Source organism: Luteibacter sp. 329MFSha (genome assembly GCF_900111665.1).
Taxonomy (GTDB): Bacteria; Pseudomonadota; Gammaproteobacteria; order Xanthomonadales; family Rhodanobacteraceae; genus Luteibacter.
On sequence record NZ_FOJE01000001.1, the window covers coordinates 1,306,314 to 1,321,915 of the forward strand.

Below are 15,602 nucleotides of genomic sequence, written 5' to 3' on the forward strand. Positions count from 1 at the left end.
ACGACATGACCACGCGCGGCGCGCCCGGCATCCGCGGCCGACTCGGCGAACTGTGCTATTCCAGCGGACTGCTGCATTCGCTGCAGCGCGTCCGCGCCTGGTGGCAGCGCGACCTGCGCATCCTCGCCTACCACCGCGTGATGCCGCTGCCCGATCCGGACGCCTACGAGTTCGACCTCGAGCTCATCAGCACGCCACCGGCGGAGTTCCGCGAGCAGATGCTGCGGATCAAGCGCTATTTCCGGCCGATGCGCCTGACCGACATCGTCGCCGCGCTCGACGCCGGCGAAGCGCTGCCGCCCGACACCGTCGCCGTGACGTTCGACGACGGCTACGACGACAACTATCGCATCGCGGCCCCGATCCTCGACGAGGTCGGCGTGCCCGCCACCTTCTTCGTGTCCACCGGTCACATCGACAGTGGCCGGCCGTACGCGTACGACTGGCTCGTCCACATGATCCTGCTGACCCGGGCGGAGCGGCTGGTGCTGCCGGAGCTGGGCATCGACATCGCGCTGCCGCCCGTTCGTGCCCAGCGCCGGCGTATCGCCGGCAACGTGCTGCTGCGCATGAAGTGGCTCGACGCCTTCGGCCAGTCCGCGATGATCGCGAGGCTCGAAGCGGAGTGGGACATGCCATCCGCGCAGGCGCGGCCCGTGGACTGCCGGCCCATGACCTGGGCGCAGGCGCGCGAGATGGAATCGGCGGGACTCGAATTCGGGTCGCACGGCGTGCACCACCGCATGCTCGCGCGGCTGCCGCAGGACGAGATGGTCCGCGAGATCCGCGAATCGAAAGCCACCCTCGATCGCGAGCTGCGCAATCCGGCCATCCTGATGTCCTACCCCGTCGGTGGCGACCGCGCCTATAACGACGCCGTGGTCGACGCCACCCGCAACGCGGGCTTCCAGCTCGCATGCAGCTACGTCTGCGGCACGAACGCGGAACCCAGCGAGAACCGCTATTCGCTGTATCGCCTGCCGGTGGAGAGCAACATGGGCCCGGGCTGGTTCGCCGCGATGCTCGCCCTGCCCCAGCTGATGAGCTATCCCACCGCGGCCCACGAAGCCACCGGACCGGCGGTGCAGCCATGTTCCCCCTGATCCTCCTCTATGTGGTGCTGACGATCATCCGGCCGCAGGATTACGTGCCGGGTCTCGACACCGTGCCGATCCTCCCGGTCGTCCTGATGCTCGCCTTCGTCGCGTGGCTCGCGTCGAAGGCGAAGACGTTCGAAGCGCCCCAGTTCGTCATCCTTCCCGCATTCCTGCTGATCCTCATGATCTCGCAGGTCACGAACGGGTGGAGCGGCGGCGCCGTCGACGAACTCGCCCGTTTCGGTCCCGTCGTGATCGCCTTCTTCGTGTTCGGTGCCGCGTGCAGCACCCAGAAAAGGGTGCGCATCGCCATGGTCGTCTTCGTGGCCTGCGCGTCGGTGCTGGCGCTGCACGGCGTCGAGCAGGCGAAGACGGGCATGGGCTGGACCGGGATCCCGCTCGGCGAAGGCGGCCGCATCCAGTACGTCGGCATCTTCAACGACCCCAACGACCTCGGCCTGCTGTTCGCCGCGACGCTGCCGATGGCCGTGTTCCTCGGCCGCCGGGGCGCCGGCGCGATGCGCTTCGTCTGGCTGGGCGCCGCGATGCTGCTGCTTTATGGCACCTACCTGACCAATTCGCGCGGCGCGATGCTCGCCGTGCTGGTCGTCGCGGGCTGTTACCTCTGGTACCGCAAGGGCATCGTGGTCGCGGGAACGCTCGGTGTGCTCGGACTCGCCGCCATGAAGCTGCTCTCGTCGCGCATGGACGAACTGGACGCGGGCGAGGAATCGGCCGCCGGCCGTGTCGACGCCTGGTACGCGGGGCTGGAGATGTTCCGCGAAAATCCGGTCTTCGGTGTCGGCGCCGGTAACTTCACCGAGTACAACGAACTCACCGCCCACAACTCGTTCGTGCTCGTCCTCGCCGAAACCGGCTTCGCGGGGTTCGTGCTGTGGCTCGCCTTCGTCGGCTACGGCTTCTGGATGATGCTCTCCATCGTGCGCCACCGCCACGTGCCATCCGCCGACCCCTCCGTCGAGGCGCAGTGGACCACCGAGCGGCAGATGGCGCTGACGCTGCTGCTGTCGCTGTGCGGCCTGTTCGCGGCCGCGTTCTTCCTGAGCCGCAGCTACATGGTCGTCCTCTACCTCATCGCCGCCCTCGTCGCGGGCCACTACGTCGGCGCGCGCCGCCGCTGGCCCGACCTGCCCGCCTTCCGCCTTTCCGACGGCGGCTGGCGCTGGGTGCCCGCAGGCGCCTGCGGCGTCTTCGGCCTGTTCGTCCTCGTCGCCGTGCTGCTGCGAACCACATGAAGACCTACGAGACATTGCTGCGCCACGTCCTCTGGCCCGCCTACGAAGGCGGCCTCCGCCGTCGCGAGACGCCGCGGCACATGCATCGCTACGAGCGCGACCAGTGGCTCGCGCCCGCGGAGGTGCGGGCGCTGCAGTTCGAACGCCTGAAGCGCCTGCTCGAGTGGTGCTGGCGCGAGGTGCCTTATTACCGCCGTCGCTGGACGCAGGCCGGCATCGTGCCCGGCGACATCCGCAGCCTCGACGATTACGCGCATCTGCCCGTGCTGACGAAAGCCGACATTCGCGACAACGCGGAGGACATCAAGGCCACGTCTCTGAAGGATGCCCTGGGCTACAAGGCCACCGGCGGCTCCACCGGCGAACCGCTGCGCTTCGGCTTCACGCGCGAGAGCAACGATCGCCGCGTGGCGGTCATGTGGCGCGGCTACGGCTGGGCCGGTTCGCGCATGGGCCGGCGCACGCTGTTCCTGTGGGGCGGCGCGGTCGGCCAGCCCAGCGTCGCGCACCGGATGAAGGACCGCGTGTACAACGCCGTCTTCGCGCGCCGCCTGCTCGACAGCTTCCACATGAGCGAGTCGACCATGGCGGATTACGCGGACGCGATCGACGACTACCGCCCCGAGGTCGTGGTCGGTTACGTGGGGCCGCTGGTCCGCCTCGCCGAGTGGCTGCTCGCGAACGGCCGCCAGGTGCATCGCCCGGCGTCGATCATCGGCGCGGCCGAGGCGTTGCATCCGTTCCAGCGCGAGATCATCGAGAAGGCCTTCGGCGCGCCGGCGTTCAACACCTACGGATGCCGCGAGTTCATGCTCATCGCATCCGAATGCGAGCACCGCCAGGGGCTTCACGTGAATTCCGACCACCTGCTGGTCGAAACGCTGGATGCGGATGGCATGCCCATCCACGCGGGCAGCGGCGAGGTCGCCATCACCGACCTGTTCAACTACGGCATGCCGTTCATCCGTTACGTCAACGGCGACATGGCTACCCATGCGACGGACGCCTGCCCCTGCGGACGCGGCCTGCCGCTCCTCGCGTCCGTGGACGGGCGCAAGCTCGACGCCATCCGCACGCCGGCGGGTCACGTGCTTCCCGGCGAGTTCTTCCCGCACATGCTCAAGGACGTGCCGGGTCTGGCGCGCTTCCAGCTCGTGCAGCGCCGGCTCGATCGGCTCGACCTCTCCATCGTGCGCGGCCGCGGTTTCGAGGACGCCTCGCTCGATTACATCCGTCGCGAGGTGTCACGGGTGCTGGGGGACAGCGCCGAGCTGCACTGCCACTTTGTCGACGACATCCCGCTGACCCGCAGCGGCAAGCTGCGCGTCACCGTTTCGGAGCTGGCCCCGTGAACATCACCCACTTCGTCGAGAATCTGAATCGCGGCGGCCTCGAGCGCATGGTGCTGGACCTCGTCAAGGAGCAGCACCGCCTCGGTCACAAGGTCCAGGTGGTCTGCCTGTTCGAGCGTGGCACGCTGGCGGTGGAACTGGACGCGCTCGGCGTGCCGGTCACCGCCTGCCACAAGCGCAAGGGCTTCGACCTGCGCGCCCTCGGCCGTGCGCGCGCCGCGCTGGCGGGGCATTACACCGAGGTCCTGCATACCCATAACGCCGTGGCGCACTACCAGGCCGTGCTCGCCAGCGCCGGCATGGGCATCCGCCAGGTCGTCAACACCCGCCACGGCATGGGTGCCCAGCGCAAACCCGGCCGGCGCGAATGGCTGTTCCGCCGCGCGCTCAAGGCCACCGACGCCGTGGTCGCGGTCTGCGAAGCCGCCCGCAGCGACGCCGTGCGTCGCGGCATCGCACCGGCGGCCAAGACCTGCGTGGTGCCCAACGGCATCGTGCTCGACGGCTTCGACACGGCGTCGGACGCCATGCACGAGCGCCTCGCGCACATGATCCGCGTGCCGCCCGGCACGCGGATCATCGGCACGGTCGGCCGCCTCAACTGGGCGAAGGACCAGGCCAGCCTGATCCGCGCCTTCCGCATCGTCCGTCATGCGCGGCCCGACACGGCGCTCGTGCTGGTCGGCGACGGGGAGTTGCGCGCGACGCTGCGCGCCGCCGCGTTCGACGAAGGCGTCGCCGGCTGCGTGCACTTCCTCGGCGACCGCGACGACGTGCGCGAGCTGCTGCAGGGCTTCGACGTGTTCGCGCTGTCCTCGGTCACCGAGGGCTACTCGATGGCGCTGCTCGAGGCCTGCGCCGCCGGCCTGCCGATCGTCGCCACCGACGTCGGCGGCAACGCCGAGATCGTCCGCGACGAGGCGACCGGACGCCTCGTCCCACCCTGCGACCCGCCCGCGCTGGCCGCCGCGATCCTGGAGATGCTGCACGCCTCGACCCGGGCGAACACGCTCGGGCGCGCCGCGCGCGCATGGGTCGAAACGCATGGCTCCATGGAGGCCATGGCCGCGCGTTATGGACAGCTCTACTTCGGCGACATGGAGACCACCCGATGAAGATCCTCGTGGTGACCAACCTCTTCCCCACACCGTGGGACCCGCGCCGCGGCGCGTTCAACCGCCAGCAGTTCCAGCGGCTCGGCGACCGCCACGACGTCGACGTGCTCACCGCCGTCGACTTCCGCGAACGCGCGGGCGGTCCGAAGGAAGAGGTGCGCGTCCCCGGCGTCCGCACCGATCACTTCACGTTCTACCACCCACCCGGCTTCGCGCGTTTCCTCAACGCCTTCTGCTTCTTCGCCTGCATGATGTGGCAGCGCGGTGGCGAACTGCGTCGTGCCCGCTACGACGTGATGCTCGCCAGCTGGGCGTATCCCGACGCCGCCGGCGCGGCGTGGGTCGCACGGCTGCTCGGCATTCCCTACGTGGTGAAGGTGCACGGCAGCGACCTCAACGTGCAGGCGGAATCGCGCCTGCGCCGCCCGCAGATCCGTTCGGCGCTGCGCGGGGCCGGCGGCATCATCGCCGTCAGCCGCGCGCTCGCGGCGAAGGCCAACGCGCTCGGCGCGCGCCGCGAAGCGGTCGAGGCAATCTACAACGGCGTGGACACGAAGCTCTTCCACCGTGGCGACCGCCGCGCGGCGCGCGCGCGTCTCGGGTTGCCGCCCGAGGTACCCATCGTGCTGTACGCCGGCAACCTGAAGGCGACGAAGGGCTGCCACGACCTCATCGAAGCGTTTCCCGCGCTGGTCAGGCGCCACCACGACGCACGCCTCGTCTACGTCGGGGACGGCCCGTGCCGCGCGAACCTGGAAGACCGCGCCGCGTCGCTGTGCTGCGCGCCCGCCGTGCGCTTCGCGGGCGCCGTCGACCATGCCGCGCTGGCCGACTGGTTCGTCGCCGCCGATGTCCTCTGCCTGCCGAGCCACAACGAAGGGGTGCCCAACGTGATCCTCGAGGCCATGGCCTGCGGCACGCCCGTGGTCGCCAGCAGCGTCGGCGGCATTCCCGAGGTGCTGCCCACGCACGCGGGCATCCTCGTCCCGCCGCACCAGCCGCACGAACTCGGCGTGGCGCTGGTCGAAGCCTTCGAACGACACTTCGATCCCGCGGCGATCGCGGCGCACGCCGCCACCTTCCGCTGGGACGAGAACATCGACCGGTTGGAGCGCATGCTCGGCCGTGTCGCCGCCGGGTCCCCGGCCCATCTTGGCGCGAACGCATGAACTGGAAACCGAAACGACAGGACCTGCTCGGCCTGCTGCCCGAGAAGCTGGTCATGACGCGCACGCGCGACGCCGCGCTGCGTTACCTGAGCTTCGACGACGGCCCCGAACCGGGCCACACCCCGAAGCTGCTCGACACGCTCGCCCGCCACGAGGTCAAGGCCAGCTTCTTCCTGGTCGGCGAGAAGATCGAGCAGTACCCCGAAATCGTGCAGCGGATCGTCGCCGAGGGCCACATGATCGGCAACCATTCGTACAGCCACTGGTCGTTCGACAACATGAACCTCACGAAGCAGCTCGATGAGGTCTACCGTACCGACGCCCTGCTGCGCCTGTTCGACGACCGGCCGCACCATCGCATGCGACCGCCGCACGGTTACGTCGGCGCGCAGCTGCTCGCTCACTTCGCGAGGCGCAAGCGCAGCCTGGTGTACTGGTCGTACGACAGCCTCGACTACCAGGACCGGCCCGTCGAGGCCCTGATCGCCCGCCTGCGCGACGATCCGCCCGCGCCCGGCGACATCGTGCTCATGCACGACGACAGCGACAAGGCCGCCGACGCGCTCGACGTGCTGCTGCCGGAATGGCTCGCGCAGGGCATGCGCTTCGCCGCGCTGCCCGGGAGCGCCCGGTGAGGATCCTCTACCACCACCGAACGCGCGGCCGGCACGTCGAAGGCGTGCACATCCGCGGCATCGTCGGCGCGCTGCGCGAGCTCGGCCACGACGTGGACGTCATGTCGTTCCCCGGCGCCGATCCGGAACGCGAGACCGAAACCACGGCGACGCCCGGTCGCGGGCGCCTCGCCGGCCTCGTCACCCGTCTGCCCGGCGTGGTATTCGAGGTCTTCGAACTGCTCTACAACGCGGTGACGATGCTGCGCATGCGTCGCGCCTGGCGCGCCGCACCGCCGAAGCTCATCTACGAGCGTTATTCGCTCTTCCTCTTCGCGACCATCTGGATGGCCCGCCGACGCGACATCCCCGTCGTGCTCGAGATCAACGATTCGGCCCTCGTCGACCGCGTCCGCCCCCTCACCATGAAGCGACTCGCGCGCCGCATCGAGGGCTGGTGCCTGCGCCACGCCACGGGTCTGGTGTTCATCTCGACGTACTTCCGCGACCTCGCCGAAGCGGCCTACGGCGACATCGCGCCGAGCGTCGTCTCCCCGAACGCGGTCGACCTGCCGCGCTTCGACCCGGCGAAGTTCGATCGGGAACGCCTTCGCGCGGAGCGCGGACTCACCGGCCGCACGGTATGCGGGCACATCGGCGCGTTCGCGCACTGGCACGGCGTCGACGGATTCGTCGAGGCCATCGCGAACCGCCTCGACGCGGTCCCCGATCTGGCGCTGGTCTTCGTCGGCGACGGCAAGACGCTGCCCGCCGTGCGGACGCTGATCGCCGCGCGGGGCCTCGCGGACCGCGTGCTGTTGCCGGGCCGTGTCCCCCACGAAGAGGTGGCCAGCTGGATCGCCTGCATGGACTATGCCGTCCTGCCGAATTCCAACCACTATGGCTCTCCCATGAAACTGTTCGAGTTCATGGGCATGGGGGTCGCCGTGGTCGCGCCGGATTACGCACCGGTGGCCGAGGTGATCGCCGATGGCCACACGGGCTGGCTGTTCCCGCGTGGCGACGCCGCGGCCTGCGTCGAGCGCGTGCTCGAACTGGCGCAGCGTTCCGACGAACGCAGGCGCGTGGGTGACGCCGCGCGACACTACATCGCCAGCGAGCGGCAATGGCGCAACAACGCCGAGCAGTTGCTCACGCTGGTCCCGACCGGAGCCAACGCGTGATCGTAGCCGTCCTGCTCGTGCTCCTCCTGTTCGCCGCCGCGGCGCTCACCGTCGCCATCCGCGCGCGCAACATGCAGTACTGGCTCTGGGGCTACCTCACCCGGCGCAAGCCGCCGCGCGTCGATGGGCCGGTGCACGTGTTGTTCTGCTTCGTCGACCATTTCGAACCGAACTGGGGCCGCGTGGACATGGACACGCAGCGCCGTCGCGTCGACCGCTGGTGCACGGAATACCGGGCCATGGCCTCCCGCCATCGCGACGCCGACGGCATCATGCCGCAGCACTGTTTCTTCTACCCCGAAGAGGAGTACGTCGAGGAACACCTCGACAAGATCGCCGCCCTCTGCGCCGACGGCTTCGGCGAGATCGAGATCCACCTGCACCACGACAACGACACGCCCGAGAATTTCGTCGTCACCATGGACCGCTTCAACCGCCTGCTGCACGAGAAGCACGGGGCGCTCCCGCGCGATCCGGTGACAGGCCAGCTGCGCTTCGCGTTCATCCACGGCAACTGGTGCCTGGACAACTCGCGGAAAGACGGCCGCTGGTGCGGCATCGACAACGAGCTGGTCCTGCTGCGCGACCTGGGCTGCTACGCCGATTTCACCCTGCCCTCGGCTCCCAGCGATACGCAGACCCGCCTCTCCAATGCGATCTATTACGCCACCGACGACCCGCACAAGCCGAAGTCGCACGACACCGGCGTGCCCATGCGCGTCGGCGGCGCGCCCACCGGCGACCTGCTCATCATTCAGGGGCCGCTGGGCCTGAACTGGAAGGACCGCCGCTTCGGCATCATTCCGCGCATCGAGAACGCCGACGTCCGCCGCGGCTGTCCGCCAACGAAGACCCGCGTCGATCAATGGGTACGCACGGGCATCCACGTCGAAGGCCGCCCCGAGTGGGTCTTCGTCAAGGTGCACACCCACGGCACGCAGGAGCGCGACATGGACACCCTCCTCGGCAAGCCCGTCGACGACATGCACACCTACCTGGAAACGGCGTACAACGACGGCCGGCGCCACGTGCTCCACTACGTCACGGCGCGCGAGATGTACAACATCGCGAAAGCCGCCGAGGCAGGTATGACGGGCGATCCCGGCCGGTACCGCGACTTCGAACTCGGCAAGCCGGGCAAGGTGGCGGCCCCGCCGTCGCTGGCGGCCGTGTAGCGTCTCGCGATGCCGCCGTGGCGTCGCGTAGAGCGCCGTCGGTCGCCAGCCTCGCCGCTCCGGCTGCACCGTCGCTTGGGAAAGGAGGCCGCTGCGCGGCAGTGTCCGATGGCTTCGCCCCGGCGCGCCCGCGTGGCGAACGGGGGTTTTCGACTCGACATCCTGTCTCGGCGAAAACGGCCGGCCATCCATGGCCGGCCCCGCTGCGCGGCCTGATCCGATCGCCACGCTCGGTTTCGCAAGTCGCAGCGAGGCTGGCGACCGACGACGCACCGACCCGGGTCGTGGTCATGGAGAAAAGCACCGCGACGCGCCTATGTGGGAGCCGATCGTATCGGCGATCCCGCGCCAGCGGGCCATCTCGCCGCACGAACCCTCGGTCGTCGGCAGAGCCGTCGGCCCTCACCCTCGCCGCGACTTGTGGAAGCGAGGACTTCGCGCGGAACGGGCCGCGAAGCGGGGCCGGCCAGGAAGGCCGGCCGTTTTCGCCGAGGCAGGAGGCCGAGTCGAAAACCCCCGCGCGAAGGCCGGTCGCGCCGGGGCGCAGCCATGGGACACTGCCGCGCAGCGGCCTCCTTTCCCAAGCGACGCTGCAACTCGGAGCGGCGAGGGTGAGGGCCGACGGCTCTTCGCCTCGCCGCACGCGTGTCCGCCGCGTTGCACGACATGCACCGCCTCCACTAGCATCCCCGGCATGCAGCGCCGCCCTTCCACCTTGCTCGACCGCCTCCGTCGCCATCGCGGCGTGTGGGTGCTCGCGCTTGCGGTGCTGCTGTTCAAGGTGGCGATGTCGACCGCGTGCGTGCTCGATGGGCCGCGCGTCGCGTTCGCCGCGGACGCGGGGACCGCCGTCGTCGCCATCGCGGATGCGACGGATGGCGGCGGCGATGCCTGCCTCGCCGGTGAAGGTGGCGGCTGCCATTGCAGCTGCGCGCATGCCGTGGCGTTACCCAGCAGCGTGAGCGTCGCGACGTTCGGGGTGCCGCCGTCGCCGCTGCGCGCGGCGCTTCCCGACGCGCCCACGCCCGCGTTCCGCCAATCCCTCCTGCGCCCTCCGATCGCCTGATTCCGTCCCTCGTCCGGTGCCGGTCGCGTGAGCGGCCGCGCCGATCCGTGTTCGGTGTTCAGGAGATCGTTCCATGGCTTTTCATCGTGCCGCGCCGGCTGGCGCCGTGTGCGCGTTTTTCGTCGCCGCGATTTCGGCGACGCCCGTGTCGCTTCCTCCGGCGCCCGTCGCGGTTCGCGCCGCGATTCACGAGGTCTGGGCAGCCAGCCCGCAGGTGCGGCAAGCCGACGCGGAGCGGCGCGCGGCCCTCGCGCGCGCGGATGCCGCCGCGCAGCCGTTGTACAACCCGTCGATCCAGTTCGAGGGCGAAAATGCCGATGTCGACCGGCGGACAGTCGGCGCGAGCCTTGCGCTCGATGTGACCGGCAAGCGGCGCGCTCGCATGGTGGAGGGCGATGCCGAGGTGCGCATGCGCGAAGCGGCCCTCGCCGTGGCGCGTCGCGATGTCGCCGCCGACTGGCTGAAAGCATCGACAGGCGCGGCGTACGCGCGCGAACACCGTGCACTGGGCGAGCGCCGCGTCGCGCTGATGCGGCGCTTCGACGAACTCGCGGAGCAGCGCCTGCGCGTTGGCGACATCGGCGCGCCGGAACGCGATCTCGCGGCGCTGGCCCTCGGCGAGGCCGAGATCCAGCAGGCGTCGCTGGCGAGCCAGGAGGCCGGTGCGCTCGCGGCCATGGCCGCGATCGACGGCGGCGCTTCGCGCCGACCGGCCGACCTGTCCAGTTCGACACTCCCCGACGGCGCGGCCGTGGTGCCCGTCGACGCCGAGGATCGCCCCGACCTGCGCCTTGCGCGCGCGCAGCAGGATCGCGCCGATGCCGGCGTGGCGGTGGCGCAGCGCGCCCGCCTGCCCGATCCGACCGTCAGCCTCACCGGTGGCCGCGTCCGCAGCGGACCGCGAACCGATCGCGTCGTGGGACTCAGCGTGGCCGTGCCCCTGCCGCTGCTCAACAGCGGGCGTGCCGACATCGCCGCCGCGCGCGCGGACGCCGATGCCGCGTTCGCGTCCCGTCACGCTGTCGCACTGCGATCGGAGGCGACGCTCGTGCAGGCCCGCGCCACGTACCTGGCGCTGCGCAACGCCACCGCGGCCTTCCGGCAGAGCCGCGCCGCGGCGTTCGACGAGCGGGCGGACACCCTGGGCCGTCTGTGGCAGGCGGGTGAGATCGGAACGTCCGATTACCTCGTGCAACTCAAGCAGAGCCTCGACACCGCGCTCGCCGGCCTCGCGCTGGAAAGCCAGGCCTGGCAGGCCTGGTTCGACTATCTCGCCGCCGCCGGCCGACTGACTGGCTGGATCGACGGCACCTCGCAGGAACCTTCCGCATGAACGTCCGTCTTTTCGCCATCCTGCTGTGCCTCGTCTCGTGTGGCGCGCATGCCGCGAATGAACCGGCCGACGATCCGCTGACCCTCGACGCCGCGGCGATCCGCGAGGCCGGCATCGTCATCGAATCCCTGACGCCGCGAATCGTCGCCGACGACGTGAAAGCGCCCGGCGAGGTGCGCGTCGACGCGTACAACACGCTGCTGGTATCGCCGCGCGTGGCGTCGCAGGTGGTCTCGCGCAGGGCGAAGCTCGGCGACGTGGTCGCGGCGGGCGACACGCTCGTGGTGCTGTCCAGCGTCGACGTCGCCGAAACGCAGGGCAGGCTCGTCGTCGCGACGCAGGACTGGAACCGGGTCGCCGCGTTGGGCAAGCAGGCCGTCTCGGCCCGTCGCTACAACGAGGCGCTGATCGAGCGCGACCAGGCGCGCGCGCGCCTGAGGGCATATGGCCTCACCGACGCCCAGATCGCCCGTCTCGTCCGGCGCGGTTCGGCGGCCGCCGACGGCACGTTCGAGCTCGTGGCACCGGGTCCGGGCCGCGTGACGACAGACGCGTTCCTCGTCGGCGAGCGCATCGAACCGGGCCGCACGCTCTTCACGCTCGTGTCCGAGTCGTCGGTGTGGGTCGAGGCACGCCTCGCGCCCGCGGCCGCGGAGCAGGTCAAGGAAGGCGACGTCGTCGTCGTGGTCGCCCACGGAAGCGAACTTCCGGGCAAGGTCATCCAGCGATCGCACCAGACGGACGAGAAGACCCGCACCGTCGACGTGCGCATCCAGGTGGACAACGAGAACGACCTGCTGCACCCCGGCGAGCTCGTCGAGGCACGCATCGCGATCGCCTCCCAGGTGCGTCGCCTCGCGGTGCCGGCCGACGCCATCGTGCTGCTGCAGAACCAGCCCACGCTGTTCGTTCGCGGCGCGAAGCCGGGGCAGTTCGACGCGGTACCGGTGCGGACGGGCGACACGCGCGGCGACTGGACGGAGATCCGCGAGGGCGCGAAGGCAGGGACCGCTTACGTGAGCAAGGGCGCGTTCGCGCTGAAGGCGCGGCTGCTGCGTTCGCAGCTGGGAGAGCACTGATGCTGGCATGGATCGTCGAACGCTCGTTGAAGTACCGGCTGCTCGTCATCCTCGCGTTCCTCGCGATCGCGGCGCTAGGCATTCGCGCCGCCATGACGTTGCCGATCGACGCCTTTCCCGATGTCACGCCCGTCCAGGTGAACGTGTACACCGAAGCGCCCGGGCTGGCCGCCGAGGACGTCGAACAGCTCCTGACGACGCCCGTCGAATCGGCGCTGGCGGGCTTGCCCTCGGTGGCGGAGATCCGCTCGGTGAGCCTGTTCGGCCTGTCGTACGTGGCCGTCTACTTCGACGACGACATAGATGTCTACTTCGCGCGGCAGCTGGTCAACGAGCGCCTCCAGCAGGTGGGCGACCGGCTTCCCGCGGGCTACGGCAAGCCGGAGATGGGGCCGAACACGTCGGGTCTGGGCCAGGTGTTCTGGTACACGGTGGAGCGCGCGGACGAAAGCCTGAAAGGCGCGCCGGACGACATGGACCTGCGCACCCTCCAGGACTGGACCGTTCGCCTCGTGTTGCGGACGGCCGCGGGTGTCGACGACGTCACGTCGTGGGGCGGCAGGCAGAAGCAGTTCCAGGTGCGGATCGATCCGCTGCGGCTGATCGCGCACGAGCTGGGCTTTCGCGACGTGATGCAGGCGCTCGAGGCGAACAATGCGCAGGTCGGCGGCAACTTCATCGACGTGGGCCGCGAGCAGTACCTCGTTCGCGGTCTCGGACTCGTTCGCGATGCGAACGACATCGGCGCCATCGTGCTGAAGACGGAAGACGGCACACCCGTGCGCGTGCGCGATGTCGCCACCGTGACGGAGGCTGGCGCGCCCCGCACCGGCGCCGTGACCCGCGACGGCAAGGAGGTCGTCATGGGACAGGCGCTGGCGCGCATCGGCGAGAACGCCCGCACCGTCGTGGACGCCGTCAAGGCGCGGCTGGACGTGGTCCAGCGTGCCTTGCCCGCCGGCGTCGCGATTCGTCCGGCATATGAGCGGACCGGTCTCGTCGACGCGGCCGTGGGCACCGCCGTGCGCGCGCTCGTCGAAGGATCGATCCTCGTCGCCGTCGTCCTTTTCCTGTTTCTCGGCGAGCTGCGCAGCGCGCTCATCGTCGTCGTCACCCTGCCCTTCGCGATGCTGATCGCGTTCATCGGCATGGCGCAGGCGGGCCTTTCGGCCAACCTCATGTCGCTGGCGGGACTCGCGATCGCGATCGGCATGATGGTCGACGGCGCGGTGGTGATGGTCGAGAACGCGTTCCGCATCATGGCCGAGCGCGAGGCACGTGGCGAACCGGCGGACCGGACGGCCGCCGTGCTGGCCGCCGCGCGCGAGGTGGCGGGCCCCGTCACCTTCGCGATCGTCATCATCATCGTCGTGTTCCTTCCGCTGTTCGGGCTGCAGGGCCTCGAGGGCAAGATGTTCCGGCCGATGGCCCTCAACATCGGCTTCGCGATGGCGGGATCGCTGCTGCTCTCGCTCACCCTGGTGCCCGTCCTCGCGGCGCTGTTGCTCAAGCCTCGTGCGGAAAAGGACACGCGCCTGGTGGACTGGCTGAAGCGCCGCTATGCCCGCCTCCTCGGCTGGGCGCTCGCCCACGCCAGGACGGTCGCGGGCGTCGCGGTCGCGGCGCTGCTCGGCAGCCTCGCCCTGTTTCCTTTCCTCGGCAAGGAATTCATGCCGGAGCTGCGCGAGGGCGCCATCATGTGGCGCATCACGTCGATTCCGTCCGCGTCGCTCGACGAATCGATCGACGTCTCGCGGCGCGTGGCCGAGCGGATCAAGGCGAGGTTCCCGGAAGTGGAGACGACGCTGGCCATGATCGGTCGCGCGGAGAAAGGCGAAACGGCCGACGTCAACTACATGGAGGTCTACACGCCGCTGAAGCCGAAGGACCATTGGCGCGACGGGCAGACGCTCGAAAGCATCGAGGAAGCGATGCAGGCCGAACTGACCGAACTGCTTCCCACGGCCGCCGTCAGCTACACCCAACCGATCCAGATGCGCATCGAGGAACTGATGTCGGGCGTCCGCGCCACGCTCGCACTGAAGGTGTATGGCGACGATCTGGCGACCCTCGATCGGCTCAGCGCGCGGATCAAGGACACACTTGCCGGCGTCCCCGGCGTGGCCGACCTGGAGCTCGAGGCCAACGTCGGCAAGCCGCAGATCCGCATCGCCGTGAACCGCGACGCCCTGTCGCGTTACGGCCTGAACACGGACGACGTGCTGACGGTGGTGCGCAACGGCATCGGCGGGGAGGCCATCGGTGCCCTCCTCGACGGCGTGCGTCGCTTCGACATCAGCGTGCGCCTCGACGACGCGGCCAGGGCGTCGCTGCCCGCGATCGAACGGATCCCCGTCCGCACGCCATCGGGCGCCCTCGTGCAGTTGTCCCAGGTGGCCGACGTCGACGCCGCCGAAGGCTACTCGTTCATTCGCCGCGAGCAGCTGCAACGCTACGCGGTGATCCAGATGGACGTCCGCGGACGCGACATCGACGGTTTCGTGCGGGAGGCGAACGCGCGGCTGGAAAGCGCGGTAAAGCTTCCGCCCGGCTACTACACGCAGTGGGGCGGCGCGTTCGAGAACCAGCAGCGCGCGCTGAAGCGTCTGGCGATCATCGTGCCGGTCACGATCTTCTTCATCTTCGTGCTGCTGTACACCGCCTTTCACTCCCTGCGGCACGCCGGCCTGATCCTCGCCAACGTGCCGTTCGCGATCATCGGCGGCATCGTCGGCCTGTACGTCACGGGGCAGTACCTTTCGGTGCCCTCGGCCATCGGCTTCATCGCCGTGTTCGGCGTGGCGATGCTCAACGGCATCGTGCTCGTGAGCTTCTTCAACGAACAGCGCCGTGACGGCGCGAGTGTGCGCGACGCCGTGCTGCGCGGTGCGACGCTGCGCCTGCGGCCGGTGCTGATGACCGCCAGCGTGGCGATCCTCGGCCTGGTGCCGATGCTGCTCTCCACCGGCGTCGGCGCGGAGACGCAGCGCCCGCTCGCCACCGTCGTGGTGGGCGGCCTCATCACGTCGACCCTGCTGACGCTGATCCTGCTGCCCGTGATGTACGACGCGCTGGAGCGACGGAAAGGCGCCGGCTGACCTGTTGTTGGAGCGGACCTGGCCGCGATCGCTCTTCGCGAGGAGCGCCAGGCCCTGGATGCCT

Annotated in this window: 12 protein-coding genes; all 12 read left to right on the forward strand. The window is 69.8% G+C overall.

What is annotated here, in order from left to right; genetic code table 11:
* Positions 1-5: 5 nt before the first annotated feature.
* The 12 genes from BMW54_RS05670 (at position 6) to BMW54_RS05725 (ending at position 15,538) form a co-directional block, all read left to right on the forward strand.
* Positions 6-1,103 carry a polysaccharide deacetylase family protein gene (locus BMW54_RS05670; protein WP_254779095.1) on the forward strand — a complete coding sequence of 366 codons (1,098 nt, stop codon included), beginning with the start codon at positions 6-8 and terminating at the stop codon, positions 1,101-1,103.
* Positions 1,091-2,353 (forward strand): O-antigen ligase family protein, encoded by a 1,263-nt coding sequence (locus tag BMW54_RS05675; protein ID WP_090053662.1) that lies wholly within the window; start codon positions 1,091-1,093, stop codon positions 2,351-2,353. The genes BMW54_RS05670 and BMW54_RS05675 overlap by 13 nt, the downstream gene beginning before the upstream one ends.
* Entirely contained in the window at positions 2,350-3,705 is a 1,356-nt protein-coding gene (locus tag BMW54_RS05680; RefSeq protein WP_090053663.1) for a phenylacetate--CoA ligase family protein, read from the forward strand. The genes BMW54_RS05675 and BMW54_RS05680 overlap by 4 nt, the downstream gene beginning before the upstream one ends.
* The gene (locus BMW54_RS05685; RefSeq protein WP_090053665.1) at positions 3,702-4,820 is read left to right on the forward strand and encodes a glycosyltransferase; all 1,119 of its coding nucleotides are present in this window, start codon (positions 3,702-3,704) and stop codon (positions 4,818-4,820) included. Before BMW54_RS05680 ends, BMW54_RS05685 begins: the two co-directional genes overlap by 4 nt.
* Positions 4,817-5,989 carry a glycosyltransferase family 4 protein gene (locus BMW54_RS05690; protein WP_090053666.1) on the forward strand — a complete coding sequence of 391 codons (1,173 nt, stop codon included), beginning with the start codon at positions 4,817-4,819 and terminating at the stop codon, positions 5,987-5,989. Before BMW54_RS05685 ends, BMW54_RS05690 begins: the two co-directional genes overlap by 4 nt.
* Positions 5,986-6,624, forward strand: a complete 639-nt coding sequence (locus BMW54_RS05695; protein ID WP_090053668.1) for a polysaccharide deacetylase family protein — start codon at positions 5,986-5,988, stop codon at positions 6,622-6,624. Before BMW54_RS05690 ends, BMW54_RS05695 begins: the two co-directional genes overlap by 4 nt.
* Positions 6,621-7,787, forward strand: a complete 1,167-nt coding sequence (locus BMW54_RS05700; RefSeq protein ID WP_090053670.1) for a glycosyltransferase family 4 protein — start codon at positions 6,621-6,623, stop codon at positions 7,785-7,787. The genes BMW54_RS05695 and BMW54_RS05700 overlap by 4 nt, the downstream gene beginning before the upstream one ends.
* Positions 7,784-8,962 (forward strand): hypothetical protein, encoded by a 1,179-nt coding sequence (locus tag BMW54_RS05705; RefSeq protein WP_254779098.1) that lies wholly within the window; start codon positions 7,784-7,786, stop codon positions 8,960-8,962. Before BMW54_RS05700 ends, BMW54_RS05705 begins: the two co-directional genes overlap by 4 nt.
* 694 nt (positions 8,963-9,656) lie before the next feature.
* Positions 9,657-10,028, forward strand: a complete 372-nt coding sequence (locus tag BMW54_RS05710; protein WP_090053673.1) for a hypothetical protein — start codon at positions 9,657-9,659, stop codon at positions 10,026-10,028.
* A gap of 73 nt (positions 10,029-10,101) precedes the next feature.
* The gene (locus BMW54_RS05715) at positions 10,102-11,361 is read left to right on the forward strand and encodes a TolC family protein (RefSeq protein WP_090053674.1); all 1,260 of its coding nucleotides are present in this window, start codon (positions 10,102-10,104) and stop codon (positions 11,359-11,361) included.
* Positions 11,358-12,440 carry an efflux RND transporter periplasmic adaptor subunit gene (locus BMW54_RS05720; RefSeq protein ID WP_090053676.1) on the forward strand — a complete coding sequence of 361 codons (1,083 nt, stop codon included), beginning with the start codon at positions 11,358-11,360 and terminating at the stop codon, positions 12,438-12,440. The genes BMW54_RS05715 and BMW54_RS05720 overlap by 4 nt, the downstream gene beginning before the upstream one ends.
* Positions 12,440-15,538 (forward strand): efflux RND transporter permease subunit, encoded by a 3,099-nt coding sequence (locus BMW54_RS05725; protein ID WP_090053677.1) that lies wholly within the window; start codon positions 12,440-12,442, stop codon positions 15,536-15,538. Before BMW54_RS05720 ends, BMW54_RS05725 begins: the two co-directional genes overlap by 1 nt.
* The last annotated feature ends 64 nt before the right edge of the window (positions 15,539-15,602 follow it).